The 21,299-nt window shown below is 69.4% G+C and carries 20 protein-coding genes and 1 tRNA gene; 15 read left to right on the forward strand and 6 right to left on the reverse strand.

Annotated elements, in window-relative coordinates:
* Positions 1–12 precede the first annotated feature (12 nt).
* Complete coding sequence (locus TSH58p_RS10510) at positions 13–1,056, forward strand: NADP(H)-dependent aldo-keto reductase (protein ID WP_109067650.1); 1,044 nt, start codon at positions 13–15, stop codon at positions 1,054–1,056.
* A 16-nt stretch (positions 1,057–1,072) separates the two neighbouring features.
* The gene (gene thpR, locus TSH58p_RS10515) at positions 1,073–1,609 is read left to right on the forward strand and encodes an RNA 2',3'-cyclic phosphodiesterase (RefSeq protein ID WP_109067649.1); all 537 of its coding nucleotides are present in this window, start codon (positions 1,073–1,075) and stop codon (positions 1,607–1,609) included.
* Positions 1,610–1,812: 203 nt separating this feature from the next.
* Here thpR and TSH58p_RS10520 read toward each other — a convergent pair whose 3' ends face one another.
* Positions 1,813–3,063, reverse strand: coding sequence for a UbiH/UbiF/VisC/COQ6 family ubiquinone biosynthesis hydroxylase (locus tag TSH58p_RS10520; RefSeq protein WP_109067648.1), 1,251 nt, complete (start codon positions 3,061–3,063; stop codon positions 1,813–1,815).
* Between the two features lie 318 nt (positions 3,064–3,381).
* Here TSH58p_RS10520 and glnK point away from each other — a divergent pair, with 318 nt between their 5' ends.
* From glnK to TSH58p_RS10545, 5 genes are all read left to right on the forward strand, one after another.
* A complete protein-coding gene (gene glnK / locus TSH58p_RS10525) occupies positions 3,382–3,720 on the forward strand; it encodes a P-II family nitrogen regulator (protein ID WP_035670687.1) in 339 nt (112 codons plus the stop codon).
* A gap of 351 nt (positions 3,721–4,071) precedes the next feature.
* Positions 4,072–5,304: an aminotransferase class I/II-fold pyridoxal phosphate-dependent enzyme gene (locus TSH58p_RS10530; protein WP_247873789.1), complete on the forward strand. Its 1,233-nt coding sequence runs from the start codon at positions 4,072–4,074 to the stop codon at positions 5,302–5,304.
* A 105-nt stretch (positions 5,305–5,409) separates the two neighbouring features.
* Entirely contained in the window at positions 5,410–7,935 is a 2,526-nt protein-coding gene (locus TSH58p_RS10535; protein ID WP_109469219.1) for a DNA translocase FtsK, read from the forward strand.
* Between the two features lie 194 nt (positions 7,936–8,129).
* The gene (locus TSH58p_RS10540; protein WP_109069847.1) at positions 8,130–8,792 is read left to right on the forward strand and encodes an outer membrane lipoprotein carrier protein LolA; all 663 of its coding nucleotides are present in this window, start codon (positions 8,130–8,132) and stop codon (positions 8,790–8,792) included.
* Positions 8,793–8,944: 152 nt separating this feature from the next.
* Entirely contained in the window at positions 8,945–9,565 is a 621-nt protein-coding gene (locus tag TSH58p_RS10545) for an HdeD family acid-resistance protein (protein WP_109069848.1), read from the forward strand.
* A gap of 4 nt (positions 9,566–9,569) precedes the next feature.
* On the opposite strand, the gene TSH58p_RS10550 is transcribed toward TSH58p_RS10545, so the two are convergent.
* Positions 9,570–11,102, reverse strand: coding sequence for a YifB family Mg chelatase-like AAA ATPase (locus TSH58p_RS10550; protein ID WP_109069849.1), 1,533 nt, complete (start codon positions 11,100–11,102; stop codon positions 9,570–9,572).
* A gap of 168 nt (positions 11,103–11,270) precedes the next feature.
* On the opposite strand from TSH58p_RS10550, the gene TSH58p_RS10555 reads away from it, so the two are divergent.
* The 4 genes from TSH58p_RS10555 to TSH58p_RS10570 all read left to right on the forward strand — a co-directional run bounded on the left by TSH58p_RS10555 (position 11,271) and on the right by TSH58p_RS10570 (position 15,477).
* Positions 11,271–12,017, forward strand: coding sequence for a creatininase family protein (locus tag TSH58p_RS10555; RefSeq protein ID WP_109069850.1), 747 nt, complete (start codon positions 11,271–11,273; stop codon positions 12,015–12,017).
* A gap of 88 nt (positions 12,018–12,105) precedes the next feature.
* Positions 12,106–13,632: an ABC transporter substrate-binding protein gene (locus TSH58p_RS10560; RefSeq protein WP_109069851.1), complete on the forward strand. Its 1,527-nt coding sequence runs from the start codon at positions 12,106–12,108 to the stop codon at positions 13,630–13,632.
* A gap of 40 nt (positions 13,633–13,672) precedes the next feature.
* Positions 13,673–14,620, forward strand: a complete 948-nt coding sequence (locus TSH58p_RS10565) for an ABC transporter permease (RefSeq protein ID WP_109069852.1) — start codon at positions 13,673–13,675, stop codon at positions 14,618–14,620.
* Between the two features lie 23 nt (positions 14,621–14,643).
* Positions 14,644–15,477 carry an ABC transporter permease gene (locus TSH58p_RS10570; protein ID WP_247874021.1) on the forward strand — a complete coding sequence of 278 codons (834 nt, stop codon included), beginning with the start codon at positions 14,644–14,646 and terminating at the stop codon, positions 15,475–15,477.
* A gap of 167 nt (positions 15,478–15,644) precedes the next feature.
* Here the strand turns inward: TSH58p_RS10570 and gpt are convergent, their stop codons facing one another.
* Complete coding sequence (gene gpt / locus TSH58p_RS10575) at positions 15,645–16,145, reverse strand: xanthine phosphoribosyltransferase (RefSeq protein WP_109069854.1); 501 nt, start codon at positions 16,143–16,145, stop codon at positions 15,645–15,647.
* A gap of 170 nt (positions 16,146–16,315) precedes the next feature.
* On the opposite strand from gpt, the gene TSH58p_RS10580 reads away from it, so the two are divergent.
* Positions 16,316–16,392: transfer RNA gene (locus tag TSH58p_RS10580), tRNA-Arg, on the forward strand.
* 77 nt (positions 16,393–16,469) lie between these two features.
* Here the strand turns inward: TSH58p_RS10580 and TSH58p_RS10585 are convergent.
* On the reverse strand, positions 16,470–16,649 hold the full coding sequence (locus TSH58p_RS10585) for a hypothetical protein (protein WP_109069855.1): 180 nt from the start codon (positions 16,647–16,649) through the stop codon (positions 16,470–16,472).
* Positions 16,650–17,311: 662 nt separating this feature from the next.
* Between TSH58p_RS10585 and TSH58p_RS10590 the strand changes: the two genes are divergently transcribed.
* Positions 17,312–17,863 (forward strand): YgjV family protein, encoded by a 552-nt coding sequence (locus TSH58p_RS10590; RefSeq protein ID WP_109069856.1) that lies wholly within the window; start codon positions 17,312–17,314, stop codon positions 17,861–17,863.
* A 60-nt stretch (positions 17,864–17,923) separates the two neighbouring features.
* Here the strand turns inward: TSH58p_RS10590 and TSH58p_RS10595 are convergent, their stop codons facing one another.
* Positions 17,924–18,439: a ferritin-like domain-containing protein gene (locus TSH58p_RS10595; protein WP_109069857.1), complete on the reverse strand. Its 516-nt coding sequence runs from the start codon at positions 18,437–18,439 to the stop codon at positions 17,924–17,926.
* Positions 18,440–18,629: 190 nt separating this feature from the next.
* Between TSH58p_RS10595 and TSH58p_RS10600 the strand changes: the two genes are divergently transcribed.
* Positions 18,630–19,100, forward strand: coding sequence for a PA2169 family four-helix-bundle protein (locus TSH58p_RS10600; RefSeq protein ID WP_109069858.1), 471 nt, complete (start codon positions 18,630–18,632; stop codon positions 19,098–19,100).
* 29 nt (positions 19,101–19,129) lie between these two features.
* Here the strand turns inward: TSH58p_RS10600 and TSH58p_RS10605 are convergent, their stop codons facing one another.
* The gene (locus tag TSH58p_RS10605; RefSeq protein ID WP_109069859.1) at positions 19,130–19,324 is read right to left on the reverse strand and encodes a DUF1289 domain-containing protein; all 195 of its coding nucleotides are present in this window, start codon (positions 19,322–19,324) and stop codon (positions 19,130–19,132) included.
* A gap of 334 nt (positions 19,325–19,658) precedes the next feature.
* On the opposite strand from TSH58p_RS10605, the gene TSH58p_RS10610 reads away from it, so the two are divergent.
* Positions 19,659–21,275: a von Willebrand factor type A domain-containing protein gene (locus TSH58p_RS10610; RefSeq protein ID WP_256380063.1), complete on the forward strand. Its 1,617-nt coding sequence runs from the start codon at positions 19,659–19,661 to the stop codon at positions 21,273–21,275.
* Positions 21,276–21,299 lie beyond the last annotated feature (24 nt).

Genomic DNA, 21,299 nt, shown 5'->3' on the forward strand with positions numbered 1-21,299 from the left:
GACCATATCGAAATGCAATACCGTCCGCTCGGCCGCACCGGCCTGTCGGTCAGCGCCATCGGCCTGGGCACCATGACTTGGGGCCGCCAGAACAGCGAGGCCGAGGGCCACGCCCAGATGGATTACGCGCTCGGCGAGGGCGTGAATTTCTGGGACACCGCGGAGATGTACGCCATCCCCCCGACCGCCGACACGTACGGACGTACGGAGGAGGTGATCGGCACTTGGTTCAAGGCGACCGGCAAGCGCGACCAGGTGATCCTGGCGAGCAAGGTCGTCGGGGCCAGCGACGGCGGCTTCGCCTGGGTGCGCAACGGCGAGGCCAAGCTCGACCGCGCCAACATCTTCGCGGCGGTGGAGGCCAGCCTGCGCCGGCTCCAGACCGACTACATCGACCTGTACCAGCTCCACTGGCCCGACCGCTCGACCAACCGCTTCGGCGCGCGCAACTACGTCCACCGGCCGGAGAAGGACGGCACGCCCATCGAGGAAACGCTGTCGGCGCTCGACGAGCTGGTCAAGTCCGGCAAGGTCCGCCACATCGGCGTGTCGAACGAGTCGCCCTGGGGGGTGATGCAGTTCCTGAAGCTGGCGGAGGACAAGGGCCTGCCGCGCATCGCTTCGATCCAGAACGCCTACAGCCTGCTGAACCGGACCTTCGAGCAGGGGCTGGCCGAGGTGTCGCTGCGCGAGGATGTCGGGCTTCTCGCCTATTCGCCGCTGGCCGCCGGCACGCTGACCGGCAAGTATCTGGACGGCGCCGTTCCCGCCGGCACCCGACGCGCGCTGGATCACCGCAAGTCGCGCTACGCCACCGTCAACGCCGACGTGGCGACGAAGGAGTATCTGGACGTCGCCCGGCGCCACGGCCTGTCGCCGACGCAGATGGCCATCGCCTTCACCCTGCAGCAGCCCTTCGTGGCGTCCTCGCTGATCGGCGCGACGACCATGGAGGACCTCAAGTCCAACATCGCGGCGGTGGACGTCACGCTGTCGGACGAGGTGCTGAAGGACATCGAGGCGGTCAACGCCCGCTATCCCGACCCCTGCCCGTAACCGGTCCGCGAAGCCGATGATCCGTCTCTTCGTCGCCCTCGATTTTCCGGAGGATGTGCGCCGGCGTCTGGCGGGGCTGGGCGGCGGCGTGCCCGGCGCCCGCTGGACCGACGCGGACAACCTGCACCTGACGCTCCGCTTCATCGGGGAGGTGCCGGGGGATCAGGCGGCGGAGATCGACGAGTCGCTGGCGCAGATCGCGGCGCCGGCCTTCGATCTGGTTCTGGACGGCGTGGGCGTGTACGGCAGCGGCCGCAACGCCCGCGTCCTCTGGGCCGGGGTGGAACGCAGCGACGCTCTGTCGCACCTCCAGTCCAAGGTCGAGTCGACGCTGGTCCGCTGCGGCCTGCCGGCGGAGGAGCGCAAATTCTCGCCACACGTCACGCTCGCCCGGCTGAAGGACGCGCCGAAGGACCGGATCGGGCGCTTCGTCGAGGAGCGCGGGATGTTCCGCGCCGGTCCGATCCGGGTGGAGCACTTCACGCTCTACCGCAGCCACCTGGGCAAGGGGGCCGCGGTGTACGAGGCGCTGTCGGAGTACGGGTTGGCGTGAGTTTGGGATTCTTGGCGGGCAACAGGGTCTTCACGGATTGCACGGATTTTGACACGGATTACACGGATTTCTTTTGTTCGTGCTTCAGCGCGTGCCCTCTCGATCAGCGAGCACTGGGCAAGACCAAATAAAATCCGTGCAATCCGTGCTTAAATCCGAGAAATCCGTGAAGCCCCTGTTGTCCCCCGAGACTCCAGCCCCCCTTACAGCGGCACGCCCTTGATCATCCGCGGCAACTCGCCGACCACGCCCATCGCGTGCCGCATGAAGAAGCGCTTCAGCGGCGGCAGGCGGTTGACGACGGCCATGCCGACGTCGCGGGCCAGCTTGATCGGCGGGATGTTGTTCGAGAACAGGTGCACCAGACCGTCGCACACCGCGGCCAGCAGCACCGTGTCGAAGCGGCGCCAGCGCTGGAAGCGGGCCAGAACCTCCGGCGAGCCGACGTCCAGACCCAGCCGGTGGGCGTCCACGATGACCTCGGCGAGCGCCGCCACGTCGCGCAGGCCCAGGTTCAGCCCCTGCCCGGCGATGGGGTGGATGGCGTGGGCCGCCTCGCCGATCAGGGCGACGCGCTCGGCGATGAAGCGCTCGGCCAGCAGGACAGACAGCGGCCAGGCGTCGCGCCGGGTCACCAGCTCGATGTCGCCGAGATAGCCGCCCGACCGCCGGGTCAGCTCGTCGATGAACTGGTCTTCCGGCAGCTTCAGATACATGTCGACCAGCGACCGCTTCTCGCTCCACACGATGGAGGAGCGGTTCCCGGTCATCGGCAGCACGGCGAAGGGGCCGTTGGGCAGGAAATGCTCCACCGCCACGCCGTTGTGCGGCTCCGAATGGCGGATCGTGCAGATGATCGCGGTCTGGTCGTAGGCCCAGGTCCGCAGCTTGATCCCCGCGCTCTCCCGCGCCAGCGAGCGGCGCCCGTCGGCCCCGACGACCAGCCGCGCCCTGATCACCCGCCCGTCGGCCAGCTTTACGGTGGCGCCGGCGCGGGTGCGCTCGATCGACACGGCCTGGGCCGGGGCCAGATGGTGCAGGCTGGGCAGTTCCTTCGCGCGGGCGAACAGGGCGCGGCGCATGTCCTTGTTGTCGAGAATCCAGCCGAAGGGCTGGTTCTTGCCGTCCCAGGTCAGTTCCTTGTGGTCGTAATGGACGAACAGGGGCGAGAACTGGTCGGCCACCCGGATGTCGAGGATCGGGCCGGCGTCGGGCTCCATGTGCTTCCACACGCCCGCCCCCTCCAGCACCTTCATCGAGGCGTAGGCAACCGCCGTGGTGCGGATGTCGAAGTCGTCCCCCGCCTGCCGGTCCGGGCTGTCGCGGTCGATGCAGACCACCGGAACGCCCGCGGTGGCCAGAGCCGCCGCCATGCTGAGCCCGGCCAGTCCGCCGCCCAACACGACGACGTCGGTCGTGATCTCCTGCGCTGCGGTGGTGCCCGATTCGGTCATGATGGCGCTGCCCTTCGATCAGTGTAGACGGGTACGAACAATCGTTCCGCTCGGTCCGGATGTCCAGCGGCGCGGCGTCGCGGCACCCGTATTGCGTAATTATTAGGCATGACCTGCCCAATCGATCGGCGAAACAGCCAAAAACCGCTGAAAAGGGCCGATTCTGCAACCGGCACGATTTTTGAAGACATTGCTTTTTATGGTCGAGGCGAACACGCTCGAGTCACGTTCGGAAAACCCGCCGTCACGGCGGGATCGGCCGAGGGGGGACCGGGCGACCGCAAGGGCCCGCAAACACGCATACCAAGGGGAAGCCACATGAAACTGGTTATGGCCATCATCAAGCCGTTCAAGCTCGACGAAGTGCGCGAGGCGCTGACGTCGCTCGGGATTCAGGGCCTGACGGTGAGCGAGGTCAAGGGCTTCGGACGCCAGAAGGGTCAGACCGAGATCTACCGCGGCGCCGAGTATTCCGTGAGCTTCCTGCCCAAGGTGAAGGTCGAGGTCGCGGTGTCCGACGACCAGTACGAGCAGGTGGTCGAGGCGATCCAGAAGGCCGCCAACACCGGCCGCATCGGCGACGGCAAGATCTTCGTTCTGGACATCGCCCAGGCCGTGCGCATCCGCACCGGCGAGACCAACACCGAAGCGCTCTGAGGCGTCCTGGAGGAAGCGGACAGGGCGGGGCGTCATGGCCCGGCCCCTCCCGCAAGGGGGGAAGGCTTGTCCGCTTTTTCTTGCCGCGTGGCATCGATGATCTGCCCGGTGACTTGAGCCCGGGCGCGCCAGTCCTTCCACGGTGGCGCCAAGGCCGCCGGAACGGGCGGCGTATGCTTTCCCTTGACCGGGCCTCGTCCGGTTTTGTGCCCTTGTGCCGGGACTCCACCGCCGGTAGGATCGTTTCCGTTTCGTATCGGGCAGAGGCCCCCAGAGGCCCCTGACGGGCCGCGCCCCTCGGGGCCGGCCCGGCCTTTTCGGGCCGTCCTCATGGAAAGGATTCTCGGCGGCATGTCGCTCCCGGACCTCGGCACCTTCGCTCTCGTCAACGACCGGCTCGACCGGTTGTCCGACTACCCCTTCACCCGGCTGGCCACCCTGCTGTCCGGGGTGACGCCGCGCAGCAACGCCGAGCCGATCATGATGTCGGTGGGCGAGCCGCAGCACCAGCCGCCGGCCATCATCGACGAGACGCTGCGCGCCAACGCCCATCTGTGGGGCAAATACCCGCCGGTCGGCGGCACGCCGGAGTTCCGCGAGGCGGTGGGCGCCTGGCTGACCCGCCGCTACGCCCTGCCGGACGGGCTGTTCGACGCCGAGAAGTCCGTCCTGCCGGTGTCCGGCACGCGCGAGGCGCTGTTCCTGCTCGCCCTGCTGGCCGTTCCGCCGTCCAAGGCGGGCCGCCAGCCGGCGGTGCTGATGCCCAATCCCTTCTACGCGCCCTACGAGGGGGCGGCGCTGCTGGCGGGCGCCGAGCCGGTGTTCCTGCCCTCGACCCGCGAGACCGGCTTCCTCCCCGACCTCGACGCGCTGACGCCGGAGCTGCTGGAGCGCACGGCGCTGTTCTACCTCTGCACCCCGGCCAACCCGCAGGGGGCGGCGGCCGACGCCTCCTATCTGGAGCGGGCGATCGGGCTGGCGCGGCGCTACGGCTTCATCCTGGCGGTGGACGAGTGCTACGCCGAGATCTATCTGGACAAGCCGCCGGTCGGCGCGCTCCAGGTCGCGACGGGCCTCAATCACGGTGGGAAGCCCTGGGCGAACATCCTGGTCTTCCATTCCCTGTCCAAGCGGTCGAGCGCCGCCGGGCTGCGGTCGGGCTTCGTGGCCGGCGATCCGGAGCTGATGTCCCGCTTCACCCGCCTGCGCAGCTACTCCAACGCCGGGATGCCGCTGCCGGTGCTGGCGGCCAGCGCCGCCCTGTGGCGGGACGAGGCGCATGTCGAGGAGAACCGCGCGCTCTACCGCGCCAAGTTCGACGCGGCGGAGTCCGCCCTGAAGGGGCGCTACGGCTACTACCGCCCGGACGGCGGCTTCTTCCTGTGGCTGGAGGTCGGCGATGGCGAGGAGGCGACGCGCCGCCTGTGGGCGGAGGGTGGCATCCGCGTGCTGCCCGGCGCCTACCTGACCCGCAGCAACCCCGGCGAGGCCAATCCCGGCGCCCCCTTCATCCGCATCGCGCTGGTAAACGACGCCGAGACGGTCGCCCACGCCTGCGCCGCCATCGCCCGCATCCTGGGATAAGGGCCGGGGGCGAGTCCCCCGCCCATCTTCGGCCTGCCCAGTCACCCCGGTCTTTCGCCCCGAAGGACGGGTCCGGTACAGCACGTTCTTGAGGACCTTCTGCCCATGGCACGACCCGCAAGCCCCCGCAGCGGAAGCGGCAAAAGCGCCGGAGCGCGGCCCGCCGGAGCACGGCCGGAGAAGCCGCCCTTCTTCTCGCCCGCCACGCGCGCCTTCGTGGTGGCGCGGGCGCGCGAGCTGGCGGGCTTCGCGCTGGGCGTGGTCGGTCTGGTGCTGATGGTCATCCTGGGCAGCTACAACCCGGCCGACCCGTCCTGGAACGCGGTTCCGGCGGCGAACGCCCACATCCACAACCTGTTCGGCCGGTTCGGCGCCCATCTGGCCGACGTGCTGATCCAGTCGCTGGGCTGGGCGGCCTATCTGCTGGCTCTGGTCCCGATGATGTGGGGCTGGCGCCTCAGCCTGCAGAAGAGCGTCCGCCACCCGCTGTTCCGCAGCGTGCTGGCGGTGTGGGGCGTGCTCCTGGTCGCCATGTTCCTCGCCGGCATGGGCGGCGGGGGCGAGGACCCGCTGAACGGCCATCCCGGCGGCAGCATCGGCATCGTGCTCCTGGACGGGGTCAGCAAGCTGCTGTTCGGCGGCCCCGGCAACCCGGCGGTCGGCACGGTGGCCGGGGCGGCCGGCGGGCTGATCCTGTTCGTCGCCATGGGCCTGTCGATCCGCGAATGGGCGGCCAGCCTGCGCGAGACCGCCGCCGGCATCGCCCGCATCGGGCGGGGCGCGCGGGCCGGCGTGTCCTTCATGCGCGACAAGGGCGCGGAGGCCGCGCGCAGCGCCGCCCGCCAGACCGGCGGCCTGCTGCGCCGCGAGCCCAGCCTCGCCACGGCGGGCAAGAAGGCCGCCGAGCCGACGCTGGACGACGCGCCCGACGAGGAGAGCGGCGCCATCACCCTGCGCGCCGCGCCGCGCGGCCGCCTGTCCGACTCCATCAGCGTGGAGCCGCGCGTGGAGGCCAGAACCCGCGACGTTCCGGTGGTCACCCCGCCCGCCGGCGGCAAGGCGAAGGCCACCGAGCAGGGGCGTCCGTCCAAGCAGGCCGCCCTCAATCTGGAGGAGGCGGACGGCTACGAGCTGCCGCCCCTCGACCTGCTCCAGATCGTCCCGACCAGCGTGCGTGGCGAGAAGGTGGACGAGGCGGCGCTGCGCGAGAACGCGGTGAAGCTGGAGGGCGTGCTGTCCGACTTCGGCGTGCGCGGCGAGGTGCAGAAGGTCCATCCCGGCCCGGTCGTCACCCTCTACGAACTGGAGCCGGCCCCCGGCACCAAGTCGTCCCGCGTCATCGGCCTGGCCGACGACATCGCCCGCTCGATGAGCGCGGTGTCGGTCCGCGTCGCCGTGGTGCCGGGCCGCAACGTCATCGGCATCGAGCTGCCCAACGCCAAGCGCGAGACCGTGCTGCTGCGCGAGCTGCTGGCCGGCGACGTCTTCGACAAGACGGCGGGCAAGCTGCTGCTGGCGCTCGGCAAGGACATCGGCGGCCAGTCGGTGGTGGCCGACCTCGCCCGCTTCCCGCACCTGCTGGTCGCCGGCACCACGGGCTCGGGCAAGTCGGTGGCGATCAACACGATGATCCTGTCGCTGCTCTACCGCCTGCCGCCCGACCGCTGCCGCTTCATCATGATCGACCCCAAGATGCTGGAGCTGTCGGTCTATGAGGGCATTCCCCATCTGCTGACGCCGGTCGTCACCGATCCGAAGAAGGCGGTGGTCGCCCTGAAATGGACGGTGCGGGAGATGGAGGACCGCTACCGCAACATGTCCAAGCTGGGCGTGCGCAACATCGAGGGCTACAACGCCCGCCTGCGCGAGGCCCGCGCCGACGGCGAGTTGCTGACCCGCCGCGTCCAGACCGGCTTCGACCCCGACACCGGCAAGCCGATCTTCGAGGAGCAGCCGCTCGACCTGAAGGAGCTGCCCTACATCGTGGTCATCGTGGACGAGATGGCCGACCTGATGCTGGTGGCCGGCAAGGACATCGAAGCGGCGATCCAGCGTCTCGCCCAGATGGCGCGGGCCGCCGGCATCCACCTGATCATGGCGACGCAGCGCCCGTCGGTGGACGTCATCACCGGCACCATCAAGGCCAACTTCCCGACCCGCATCAGCTTCCAGGTCACCAGCAAGATCGACAGCCGCACCATCCTGGGCGAACAGGGGGCGGAGCAGCTGCTCGGCCAGGGCGACATGCTCTACATGGCCGGCGGCGGCCGCATCACCCGCGTCCACGGCCCCTTCGTCGCCGACGGCGAGGTCGAGCAGGTGGTGAAGTTCCTGAAGACGCAGGGCGAGCCGAGCTACGTCGACGCCATCACCGAGGAGGACGACGAGGACGGCGCCTCCTTCGACGACGGGTCGGGCGCCGGCGGCGGTTCGGGCGACGACCTCTACGACAAGGCGGTGGCGGTGGTCTGCCGCGAGCGCAAGGCCTCGACCAGCTTCATCCAGCGCCAGCTCCGCATCGGCTACAACTCCGCCGCCCGTCTGATCGAGCGGATGGAAAGCGAAGGCGTGGTCAGCAAGCCCAACCATGCCGGCAAGCGCGAGGTGCTGGCCCGCAACATCGAGGAGTGAGGGCGTTTGCCCCCACCCCCAACCCTCCCCCGCTCTCGCAGGAGAGGGAACTGCCGCCGCTTCGCGCTAGACTCCCTCCCCTGCGTCAGCGGGGGAGGGTTGGGGTGGGGGCATTGAGAGTTCGCTTTAATCCTTGGAACCACCGCCGCCGCGCCCCATTTCCGCCCGGAACGTCCGGTTACCTAGCAGGCATCATGAAGACCGTGTTCCGCCGCATCCTGGCCGCCGCCGCTCTCTCCGCCTCCGTCGCCATGACCGGTGCGTTCCCCGCGCCCGCCCTGGCCGCGCCACGCGCCGCCGCCCTGTCCGCCCAGGACCAGGCGCTGGTGGCCCAGGCGGAAAGCTATCTGAACGGCATCGGCACCCTGCAATCGAAGTTCGTGCAGGTCGCCCCGAACGGCCGCCAGACCACCGGCACCTTCTACCTCGCGCGTCCCGGCCGGATGCGGCTGGAGTACGACCCGCCGGTGAAGGACTTCGTCGTCGCCGACGGCGCCTTCATCTTCTATTGGGATGGGGAGATGCGGCAGCAGTCCAGCGCCCCCATCGGCAGCACGCTGGCCGACTTCATCCTGCGCAAGAACATCCGGCTGTCCGGCGACGTGACGGTGACCGGCGTCTATCAGGCGCCGGGGCTGGTGGAGATCAGCCTGACCGAGACCAAGGACCCCGGCAAGGGCACGCTGACGCTGGTCTTCGAGGACCGTCCCTTCCAGCTCCGCAAATGGCGGGTTCTGGACGCCCAGGGGCTGACGACCGAGGTGGCGCTGATGAACCCGCGCGAGGGCATGCAGTTCGAGTCGAAGCTCTTCTACTTCATCGAACCCAGCAAGGGCGACTACGGCCGCAACAACTGACCTGCCCCAACGAGTTTGCACGGAAGTCGCGCGAATCCCCGCATTTCGACAACCCGCCGCCGCAACGAAGTCCTTCTGATTCTGTTGCCGTGATGTATCGGGCGCGCTCACCCGCGTCCGGTTGCACGCGAACGGATGATGGGAGACCTGACATGGCGACGGAGGCGATGTACGAGGCCCGGCGGGTCCAGGGCATGAACGATCTGCTGGCGCGCAACTGGTGGGCGCTGGCGCTGCGCGGGGCCGCGGCGGTGATGCTCGGCCTGCTGGCCTTCCTTCTGCCGGGGGCGACGGTCGCCACTTTGACGATTCTCCTCGGGGCTTACCTGCTGATGGACGGGGTGTTCGCCATCGTCGGCGGCATCCGCGCCGCCCAGGCGCATGAGCGAAGCCTGCCCTTCATCCTGGACGGCGTGGTCAGTCTGGTCGCGGGCGCGGTGGCCCTGCTGTGGCCGGCCGCGAGCCTGTTCGCGCTGATCTTCGTGATCGCCGCCTGGTCGGTCATCACCGGCTTCGCCAAGATCATGACGGCGTGGCGCATGCACCGCAGCCACGGCAAATGGGCCTGGGGCGTGGCCGGCGCCCTGTCGGTTCTGTTCGGCATGGGCATGTGGGTCCTGCCGTCCCTGGGGCTGCTGGTCCTGGCGCTGGGCGTGGGCAGCTATCTGATCGCCTATGGCGCGCTGGCCATCATCACCGCCTTCCGCCTGCGCCGCTGCCTGCACGACCAGGGGCACCATCCCAACCACGGCAACGCCGTGGCGGCGGAATAATTAGTCACCGTCCGGGGGCGATGCGGCGGTAGCTGAGCGCCTCCGCGATGTGCGGGCGGCGCACGCCGCCCCCGCCGTCCAGGTCGGCGAGCGTGCGGGCGACGCGCATGACACGGTGATAGCCGCGGGCGGACAGCTTCAGCCGCTCCGCCGCCTCGGTCAGCAGGGCGCGGCCCGGTTGGTCGGGGGCGGCGGCCTTTTCCAGAAGCTCGCCGTCCGCCTCGGCGTTGGTGCGCACCGCCCTGCCCTCGGGAAAGGGGCCGAAACCGGCGTAACGCTCCGCCTGGACGGCGCGGGCCACCGCCACGCGGGCGGCCACGTCGGCGCTGCCCTCGGCGGGCGGCGGCAGGCTGAGGTCGGCGGGGCTAACGGCGGGCACATCGATGTGCAGGTCGATGCGGTCGAACAGCGGCCCGCTGATCTTCGACTGGTAGTCGGCCGCGCATTTCGGGGCGCGGGCGCAGGCCAGCGACGCGTCGTCGAGATGGCCGCAGCGGCAAGGGTTCATGGCGGCGATCAACTGCACCCGCGCCGGGTAGGTGACGTGGTGGTTCGCCCGGCTGACCACCGCCTTTCCGGTTTCCAAAGGCTGGCGCAGAGCCTCCAGCGTGGCGCGCGGGAATTCGGGAAGCTCGTCCAGGAAAAGTACGCCCTTGTGGGCCAAGGAAATCTCGCCGGGCTTGGCGCGCGATCCGCCGCCGACCAGGGCGGGCAGGCTAGCCGACTGGTGCGGGGAGCGATAAGGGCGCTGGCGCAGCAGCCGGCCCCCCTCCAGCAGACCGGCGACGCTGTGGATCATCGACACCTCCAGCGCCTCCGCCGGGTCGAGCGGCGGCAGCAGGCCCGGCAGCCTCGCCGCGAGCATCGACTTGCCGGAGCCGGGCGGTCCGATCATCAACAGGTTGTGCGAGCCGGCGGCGGCGACCTCCAGCGCGCGCTTGGCCGTCTCGTTGCCCTTCACGTCGCGCAGGTCGAGCGGCGCTTCTGCGCTGTCCTGGATGCGCGGACGGGGGCGGGTCAGCACCTGCTGGCCGCGGAAATGATTGATGAGGGCGAGCAGCGTGGCGGGCGCCAGCACGTCCAGCCCCTCGCCCGCCCAGGCGGCCTCGCCGCCGCAGGCTTCCGGGCAGATCAGCCCGCGGTCGTGGGCAAGCGCGTTGATCGCCGCCGGCAGCACCCCGGCCACCGAGGTCAGCGCCCCGTCCAGCGCCAGTTCGCCCAGCGCGCAGTAGCGGCTCATTTCCAGATCGGGCAGCACGCCCATGACGGTCAGCAGGGCGAGCGCGATGGGCAGGTCGAAGTGGCTGCCCTCCTTCAGCACGTCCGCCGGGGCGAGGTTGACGGTGATCCGCTTGGCGGGCAGGGCGAGGCCGAGCGCGTGCAGCGCCGCCCGCACCCGCTCCCGGCTTTCGGCCACCGCCTTGTCGGGCAGGCCGACCACGGTGAAGGCGACGATGCCGCCGGACATCTGAACCTGAACGTCGATGTCCAGAACCTCGATGCCCTGGAACGCCACCGTGTTGATCCGCGCAACCATACCAGACGCCATGCTTTGGGAAATGCACGCGATTGTATGGGCGGGCGAGGAGAATTGCCAGCCTGCCGGGCGGCGCAGGGCCGTTCTGCGGCCAAGCGGCCTTGGGTGGCGGGCGGTGCTGCCCTACACTTCTTCCCAGAGCAAAACACAAACCAAGGGTCAGAGACCGTGCAGCTTCTTCTCAGCACCTGGGCCGAGGCCGAGGCTTACCTGAAGACCTCCAAGGGCATCATCCTGCCCATCGGCTCCACCGAGCAGCATGGGCCGAACGGCCTGATCGGCACCGACGCCATTTGCGCCGAGGTCGTGGCCCGCGGCGTCGGCGACGCCACCGGGGCCATGGTCGGGCCGACCATCCCCGTGGGCATGGCCGTGCACCACATGGACTTCGCCGGCTCCATGACGCTGAAGCCCTCCACCCTGATCGCCCTGCTGCGCGACTATGTGATGTCGCTGGCCGAGCATGGGTTCGAGCGCTTCTTCTTCGTCAACGGCCATGGCGGCAACGTCGCGTCGGTCCGCGCCGCCTTCTACGAGATCTACGCGGAGAACCGCGCCCTGCGCGGCCGGCAGGCGCCGGAACTGCGCTGCACCCTGGTCAACTGGTGGGAGAACCAGGAGATCGGCCGCCTGTCGCGGGAGCTGTTCGGCGGCAAGGAAGGCTCCCACGCCACGCCCAGCGAGGTGTCGCTGACCCAGTACGCCTATCCCGAGTCGATCAAGACGGCGGCGATGGACCCGGAAACCGCCTCGCCCGGCGGCTTCTACGACGCCCGCGACTTCCGGCGCCGCCACCCGGACGGGCGCATCGGCTCCGCCCCCGGCCTCGCCTCGCCGGAGCATGGCAAGCGCCTGTTCGAGACGGCGGTCGAGGCGATTTCCCGCCAGTACGGCGCCTTCATGGCGGAAGCCTGAGCGGAAAAGCCTGCCTGCGGCCTTGAACTCGGGCGGGGCTTCACCGCATCATCCCGCGCCGAGACAACGATTGGGGGAAACAGCCGTCATGCCGAACCGCCAGAGGCGCGCCGCGCTCGCCATCACCATGGGAGCGGTCCTCGGGCTGGCCGGCGCGCTGGCCGCCGGTCCGGTCCTCGCGCAGACGGCCACCCGCGCCGATCTGGCCCGTACTGACTTGGTGGTCGGGATGCGGCTGGAGCCGCCGCACCTCGACCCCACGGCGGGGGCGGCCGCGGCCATCGACGAGGTGACCTACGCCAACCTGTTCGAGCCGCTGACCCGCATCGGCGCCGAAGGCAAGGTGGTGCCGGGCCTCGCCGAGAAGTGGGAGGTGTCGGCGGACGGGCTGACCTACACCTTCCACCTGCGCAAGGGCGCCAAGTTCCACGACGGCACCGCCGCCGATTCGGCGGACGTGAAGTTCTCGCTGGACCGCGCGCGCGGCGCCGAGTCGGTCAACGCGCAGAAGGGCTACTTCGCCGCCATCGCCGGGGTGGAGGCGCCCGACGCGCGGACCGTGGTGGTCACCCTGTCGCGGCCGGACGGGCTGTTCCTCTTCCACATGGCGTCGGGCGACGCCGCCATCGTCGCCCCGGAATCGGCGGGCGCCAACAAGCAGACCCCGGTCGGCACCGGCCCCTTCAAGTTCGAGCGCTGGGTGGCCGGCGACCGGGTGGTGCTGGTGCGCAACCCCGACTATGACGGGCCGAAGCCGGCGCTGGAGCGCGTCACCTTCCGCTTCATCAGCGACCCGGCGGCCCAGGTCGCCGCGCTGAAGGCCGGCGACATCGACAGCTTCCCGCAGTTCGACACCTACGAGGCGCTGCCCCAGTTCCGCGACGACGGGGCCTTCACCGTCATGGTCGGCACGACGGAGGGGGAGACGATCCTCGGCACCAACAACGCCCGCAAGCCCTTCGACGACGTCCGGGTGCGCCGGGCCATGGCCCACGCCATCGACCGCAAGACGCTGATCGACGGGGTGCTGTTCGGCAACGGGGCGGCCATCGGCAGCCACTTCCCGCCGCACCGCGCCGGCTATGTCGACCTGACCGGCCTCTACCCCTACGACCCGGACAAGGCCAAGGCGCTGCTCGCCGAGGCCGGCCTTCCCGACGGGTTCGAGACGACGCTGCGCCTGCCGCCGCCGATCTACGCCCGCCGCTCCGGCGAGTTGATCGCCGCCATGCTGGCCGAGGTCGGCATCCGCGTGAAGGTCGAGCCGATGGAATGGGCGCCGTGGCTGGAGAAGGTGTTCAAGGGCAAGGATTACGACCTGACCCTGATCGCTCACACGGAGCCGCTCGACATCGACATCTACGGGCGCCCCGACTACTACTTCAACTACCAGAGCGAGCGCTTCAACGCCGTGGGGGCGGAGCTGGACCGCACGCAGGACAATGCCAAGCGCAACGCCCTTTACGGCGAGCAGCAGCGCATCCTGGCCGAGGACGCGGTGAACGGCTTCCTCTTCATGCTGCCCTCGGCCACCGTGCAGAAGTCGGCGGTGCAGGGCATGTGGGTCAACCGCCCGATCCAGGCCAACGACGTGACGGGCGTCCGGTGGAAGTGATCCGGCGCGGCCGGACCGGACCCCGCGGGGGCTGACCCGCGTGCTCGCCTTCCTGGTGCGCCGTCTGCTCACCCTGGCGCTGACGGCATGGCTGGCCACGCTGGTGGTCTTCGCCGTGCTGGAGGCGATCCCGGGCGACCCCGCCCTGGTGATGCTGGGCACCAGCGCCCAGCCGGAGGCGGTGGCCGCCTTGCGCGCCCAGATGGGGCTCGACCGGCCCTGGCCCGTCCGCTACGCCGGCTGGGTGGGCGGGATGCTGGGCGGGGATTTCGGGACCAGCCTGACCTACGCGCGTCCGGTCGCCGGGCTGGTCGCCGACCGGCTGGCCATCACCCTGCCGCTGGCCGGGCTGGCGCTGCTGCTGTCGGCGGGCATCGCCATCCCGCTGGGCCTGTTCGCCGCCGGGCGGCAGGGGCGGGCCGGGGACTGGGCGGTCATGGCCTTCGGGCAGATGGGCATCGCGGTGCCCGGATTCTGGTTCGCCATCCTGTTGATCCTGCTGTTCTCCGTGCGGCTGGGCTGGTTCTCCGCCGGCGGCTTTCCGGGGTGGGAGGCCGGGGCGGGGCCGGCCTTGAAGGCGCTGCTGCTGCCCGCCGTGGCTCTGGCCCTGCCGGAGGCGGCGATCCTGGCGCGCATCACCCGCACCGCGGCGCTCGACACGCTGCGCGAGGAGTATGTGCGCACGGCGGTCGCCAAGGGCCTGCCGCGCCGGGTGGTGCTGCGGCGCCATGTGCTGCCCAACGCGCTGATCCCCGTCGCCACCATCCTGGGCCTGCAATTCTCCTTCCTTGTCGCCGGGGCCGTGGTGGTCGAGAACGTCTTCACCCTGCCGGGGCTGGGCCGCCTGCTCTATCAGGCCATCGGCCAGCACGACCTGATCGTGGTGCAGAGCGTCGTCGTGCTGCTGGCGGTCACGGTGGTGGCGGTCAACGCGCTGGTCGACATCGCCTGCGCCGCCATCGACCCGCGCCCGCGGGTGACGGCATGACGGGGCCCATGAAAATCGGGGGGATGAGACGGCTGAAGCGCCTGCCGGTCAGCCTGCTGCTGGGCGGGCTGCTCACCGCGCTGGTCGTGGGGGCGGCGCTGCTGTCGCTGGTCTGGACGCCCTTCCCGGCGGAGCAGGTGCGGGTGGTCGCCCGGCTGCGCCCGCCGGGGCCGGTCCATTGGCTGGGCACCGACCATTTCGGGCGGGACGTGCTGTCGATGATCCTGGTCGGCGCCCGCAACTCGCTGGCCGTCGGGGCGGCGGCGGTGGCGCTGGGCGCCCTGCTGGGCGTGCCGCTGGGGCTGGCCGCCTCCGCCTGGGGGCGCTGGGGGGACGAGGCGGTGGCCCGGCTGGGCGACCTGCTGTTCGCCTTTCCCGCGGTGCTGACGGCGATCCTGCTGACGGCGGCGCTGGGAGCGGGGGCGGTGAACGTCGTGCTGGCGCTGGGCCTGTTCAACGCCGCGGTCTTCGCGCGGGTGGCCCGCGGGGCGGCGCTGGCCGTTTGGCGGCGGGACTTCGTGCGGGCGGCGCTGGCGCTGGGGCGCGGGCCGCTGTCGGTGACGCTGGTGCATGTGCTGCCCAACATCGCCGGGGTGGTGATCGTCCAGGGGACGGTGCTGTTCGCCGTGGCGGTGCTGAACGAGGCGGCGCTGAGCTATCTCGGTCTGGGCATCCAGCCGCCCTCGCCCTCCTGGGGCAAGATGCTGGGCGACGCGCAGACCTTCCTGTTCACCTCCCCCCTCCAGGCGATCTTTCCCGGGGCGGCCATCGCGGTGACGGTGCTGGGGCTGAACCTGCTGGGCGACGGTCTGCGCGACGCGCTGGACCCGCGCCACCGCTCGGCGGGGCTGCTGTAGAGTTGACACAAGATGGTTAGGCTTGTGTCAAGTGTCATGGTCCCCTCTCCCCTCTGGGGAAGAGGGTTAGGGTGAGGGGGATGCGCGTGACGGCACGTTCGGCACAAGAGCACCCCCCTCACCCGGCCCTTCGGGCCACCCTCTCCCCAGAGGGGAGAGTGCAAACTTCAGGCGCCGCGGTGCAGCTTGGCGATCGGCTGCGAGAATTGCAGCTCGATGTCCCAGGGGAAGTGGATCCAGGTGTCCTGGCTCACCTCGGTGATGAAGGTGTCGACCAGCGGGCGGCCCAGCGGCTTGGCGTAGACGGTGGCGAAATGCGCCTTGGGCAGCATCTTGCGCACGATCACCGCGGTTTTGCCGGTGTCGACCAGATCGTCGATGATCAGCCAGCCTTCACCGTCCCCGGCGTTGGCGCCCTCCACGCCCTTCAGCACCATCGCCTCGCGCTGGTTCTGGTGGTCGTAGCTGGAGACGCAGACAGTGTCGATCATGCGCAGCTCCAGCTCGCGCGCGATGATGGCCGCCGGGACGAGACCACCGCGGGTGATGGCGATGATGCCCTTCCAGGGGCCCTTGTCGATCAGGCGCCAGGCCAACGCCTTGGCGTTGCGGTGAAGCTCCTCCCACGACACCGGGAAGTGCTTGTTGAACGGAACGGCTTCTGGCACGGCTATGGACTCCGAAAGAAACGTGCGCCGCTTATACCGCAAGCCCCATCGCCGGGCAATCGACCGCGTGAAAAGGCGAAAAAAGGTCTTGCAGCCCGGAATCCTTTTGAGTAAGTTGCGCGCCTCGACGACGGACGGTCACCGCCGACGCCGGGAAGACAAACAGGAATGCGCCCGTAGCTCAGCTGGATAGAGCACCAGACTACGAATCTGGGGGTCAGGAGTTCGAATCTCTTCGGGCGCGCCATTCCTTCAAGTCTGCACAAGAAAGCCGCCCTTGGGCGGCTTTTCTGCTTTCTGGTGTTTGCCGCACAGGCGTTCGCCTCAGCGGCTTTTCTTCTTCTGCGCCGGGCGCTTCGCCTTGGGCGGCTTGGTCATGGCGTTGAACAGGGCGGTCTGGTTGCGCCGGGCGGCGGCGTTGAACAGGCCGCTCCAGAAGCCGATCGCCTGGCTGGCCGACCGGTTGGCCATGGACAGCCAGAGGCTGTGCGGTGTCCCCTTCATGCTTTCCCCCTTTTGGAAGCCCTGCCGATGAAACTCGGTCAGGGGTCAACAGCGCGGCGCGGTCAAACTCCCGCGACGATCGCGCGGCGATGGCGAACCCGCGTCCAGGACATGGTCAGGCCGACCCGCTCGGCGCAGCCATAGTGCCAGGGGCGGTTCTCGCTATCGCCGGCCCAATGCGGTTCCCCGGCCCGCAAGGGTTTCCCGCAATGGCAACAGGTGGGTGGTGCGGGAAGACGTGCGGCGTCCCGTTTCGTCAGCTGGGTCATAGGGCATCTCATCCAGAGCGTCTTATTCCAGGAGGCGTCTCAGGCACGGCGTTTCGGGAAGGCACGGCGTCGAGAGGCGTGTGTTTTTGTCGGCGTGTCATCTTGCGGTGCGAAGAATGACGACCCGGCCGTTCCAGGGAAACGTCGCAAAGGTGAAATGCCCATGGGGTGCCCCCGACCAGGGGGGTATGCCCATGGTCAGGTCACAGGTCGCGAGATCGTTGGCATTAAACGCTTTTTGCCCTTATCGCGGACCGGCGCGGCGGGACGGCGCGCCCACTCTTGATCACACCCCGATTCACAGCCGGTTAACCATCCGCGCCTAGCGTCCGCCCCCTTCGCCGCGGCCTTTTGCTGCGGCGCAGCATTTTTCGAAGGGTGAAGGCGTTATCCATGGTTTTCCTGTTGCACTACCTGCCGTCCCTGTCGCTGGTCGCGGTGAGCGGGCTTGCCGGTCTGGCGTTGGGCGTCCTGTCCACGCTGCTTCAGGACCGGCGGGCGATCCTGACCGCGCAGGCCGGGGCCGGCGCGCTGTTCGTCCTCCACTTCTTCGCTCTGGGTGCCCATACGGGCATGCTGATGTGCGCGCTCGGCCTCGTGCAGATGGCCGCCGCCTATCCGGAACGGCGCCCGCGCTGGCTGCGCGTGCTGTTCGCCCTGACCGTCCCGGCGGCGCTGGCCGTCGCGGCGGCGACGTGGCAGGGACCGATGTCCGCCCTGTCGGCCACGGGCTTCATTCTTGGCACCATCGGGCGCTGGCAGGGCACGGTCGGGCGGATGCGGCTGTTCTTCCTGTCCTCGACGGTGGTGGGGGCCGGCCACAACGCGCTGGCCGGCTCGGCCTTCGGGCTGGCGTCGGACGCGATGACGCTGTCGGGCCATCTGCTCAGCCTGTGGCGCGCCCGCCCGGCGGTTCGCCGGCGGTCGGTCCTGGCTCTGCATTGACGAACGGAAGCCGCGCCGGGGACGGTGCCCCGGCGCGGTCCTGGCGATGCGTTGGGATGATCAGCGCTTCGCTTCGGCGGTGCCGGCGGTTTCCCGGCGCTCCAGATAGGTCTTGGTGAGCTGCGGCAGGCGCTGTTCCAGCCACGCGGCCATTTCCAGCTCCTCGTCCAGGCTCGGCTGGAGCATGCGGGCGATCTCCGGCTCCCCGGCCTGCTCCGCGGCGGCGATCAGGGCGCGGTAGTTGGCGATCTCGAAATGCTCGAAGGAATAGTCGAAGATCGACGCCTTCACGATCTCGTCGGACGCCACGACGCCGGACAGCGACTGGGCGTTGCCGATCAGCATGGCGACGCCGGTCTTGATGGCCGAGGTGTCGGTGCCCAGACGCTGCAGGCACTGCTTCAGCCGGTCGGCCTGCCGGTTCGACACCTCGATGTGTTCCTGCACCTTGGCGAGGACGTCCGGGTAATTCTTGATGCGCTCCGCCTGCCGCTCCAGCATCTCGATGGCCTGGCTTTCCATGGCGTGGGCGTCGCGGAGCCAGTCGATCAGGGTATCCTTGGTGGTGTTGGCCACAGATCCTCTCCCTCGTTGTGTTATCGGACAGTCCATTGGGGATGGACCGACAACAGGCGCGGCTGTGGTTCGTCACCATCGGGCGATGCGGCCCGACCAACCGGAGCACCCTTCGGATGCATCAAGGAACCTTCACCGGGGCGGGAGGTTTTCCAAGCGGATGGGCAGCCTGCCAGGGGAGGGAGCGGCCATGTCGGCACATGAACCGGCCATGATGGGAAAAGACCAGATCGTCGACACCCTCAACGATCTGATCCGCATCGTCGAGGACAGCCACGAAGCCTATCGCCAGGCCGCGGAAGCCTTGGAGGACGAGGATCTGAAGGCCCTGTTCAACGATCTGGCCGCCCAGCGCGGCGCCATCGTGCGCGAGGTGCAGCGCCTCGTCGCCGAACAGGGCGGGGCGCCGGACATGGGCGGCACCGTGATGGGCGGCGCGCACCGCTTCTTCCTGGAATTGAAGACCAACGTGCTGGGGCATGACCGCGAGGCGATCCTCGCCGAGGTGCAGCGTGGCGAGGGCGAGTGCGTCCGCGCCTACGAGGAGGCTCTGGCCAAGGAGCTGCCCCTGCCGATCACCGCGGTGGCGGTGCAGCATCTCGACCGCATCCGCGCCGACCGCGACCGCATGACCCTGCTGCGCGGCGGCGCCGCGGCCTGATCCGGCGTTCCTGAAAAGAAGGCGCGAGGCTACTCCGCGGCGGCGGCCTGCCGGTTCTCCAGATCCGCCAGCAGGGCGCGCTTCTGGTCGGCGTCCATATGCTTCCAGCCGCGGATCTCCTCCAACGTGCGCAGGCAGCCGATGCAGTAGGCGCGGTCGGCGGTCAGCTTGCACACGCTGATGCAGGGGGACGGGACGAACTCGTTCTCGGCGGCCAAGGTCATTGCAAAATCCAGATGACGGCGGGACGGAGCGCGGCGGCCTGCGTTGCGGCGGCGCCACCGTCGCTCCGGCCGGGAGTGCCCGCTTCTGAGGCATTTTGGCGGCTTTGACAAGCCCTACCGTGGCTGTCGGCTATCTTGCCCCAACGACGGGAAGAGTGCCCCCATCGCAATCAACCCCTGCGCCACAAATTTGTCGACAAAAGGCCGAAAAGCCGAACTTTTCCGACAAGAAGTCTCCAAAATTGCAGATCACAAGATGGTTTGCCGCGACCCGCGGCATCCAACGAGGGAGATTTCCGTGAAGCGAACGTCGGTGGGGGGCTTGCTCGGCGTCATGGTGCTGGGCACGGTGTTGACGGCTTGCGGAGTGACGCCACAGGTGCCGGTGTCGTCGATAAGGCCCGGTTCCAGTGAGAATCTGGTTGGATACCCCGCCGCGCCCTCCGTCGCGCCGGCCCCTGCGGCCCGCTCCGCCGGAACTTCCTTTCCCGCTTCGGAGATTGCCAGATCGCCGGGGCGGTTCGACACGGCATCGCCGAACGGATTCGTGCCGGTGACCGAAGCGCCTGTCTCCACCTTTTCCGCCGACGTGGACACGGCGTCCTACGCGGTGGTCCGCCGCCTGCTGAACGAAGGGCACCCCATCCCATACCCCGTCTTGCGGGTGGAGGAGATGGTCAACTATTTCCACTACGATTACCCGCGCCCGGAGTCGCCCGCCGCTCCCTTCCGCCCGACGGTGGCGGTCTATCCATCCCCCTGGACGGAGGGCGCGCGCATCCTGCACATCGGCATCCGCGCCTACGACGTCGCCCGCAAGCAACGACCCGCGCTGAACCTCGTCTTCCTGGTGGATGTGTCCGGCTCCATGGCGCCGGGCGACCGGCTGCCGCTGCTCAAGCAGGCGCTGCTGATGCTGGTGGACGATCTGCGGCCGGATGATCACGTGGCCATCGTCAGCTACGCCGCCAACAGCGGCGTGGTGCTGGAGCCCACCGCCGGAACGGACAAGGAAACCATCCGCGCGGCCATCCAGGGGCTGACGGCGGGCGGCCTCACCGCCGGCGACGGCGGAATCCAGGCGGCCTACGCGCTGGCGGAGAGGAATTTCGACAAGGCGGCGGTCAACCGGGTGGTGATCGGCACCGATGGCGATTTCAACGTGGGGATCGTCGATCCCAAGTCGCTGGAGACGCTGATCGCGGGGAAGCGTGAGACGGGAGTCTACCTGTCGGTCCTCGGCGTCGGGTTGGGCAATCTCAACGATGTGGTGATGCAGCGGCTCGCCCAGGCGGGCAATGGCAACGCCGCCTACATCGACGGCATGCAGGAGGCCAAGAAGGTCCTGCGCGACGAGCTGTCCTCCACCATGGTGCCGGTTGCCGACAATGTGAAGTTCCAGGTCGAGTTCAATCCGGCCCTGGTCGGGCAGTACCGGCTGATCGGCTATGAGACGCGGGCGCTGCGCCGCGAGGATTTCAACGACGACCGGGTGGATGCGGGCGATGTCGGCGCCGGTCATGCGGTGACCGCGCTCTATGAGTTCCTGCCGCCGGGGGCCAAGGGCAAGGGCGTCGATCCGCTGCGCTACGAGGCCAGCCACAAGGCCAGCCACAAGGCCAGGACGACCAAGGATGCGGCAAACGCGGACGAGTTCGGTTTCCTGCGCCTGCGCTACACGCTGCCCGGCCAGTCCCAAAGCCGGCTGATCGAGCGTCCCATCCGCAAGCGCGAAGCTCTGGCCTCCGTCGAGGCCGCTCCCGCCGAGGCCCGTTTCGCCCTGGCGGTGGCGTCCTTCGCCGGGAAGCTGCGCAGCGCGGGGGGCGGCGAGACGATGTCCTACGCGCAGATCGCCGATCTGGCGCGCGGCGCCCGCGGCGGCGACCCCGACGGCACGCGGGCCGAGTTCATCCGCCTCGTCGAACTGGCGGGCAGCCGGGCCGCGCGGTGACGGCGGTCATTGCCGCAAAAGGAA

The sequence above is a fragment of the Azospirillum sp. TSH58 genome, from assembly GCF_003119115.1.
Taxonomy (GTDB): domain Bacteria; phylum Pseudomonadota; class Alphaproteobacteria; order Azospirillales; family Azospirillaceae; genus Azospirillum.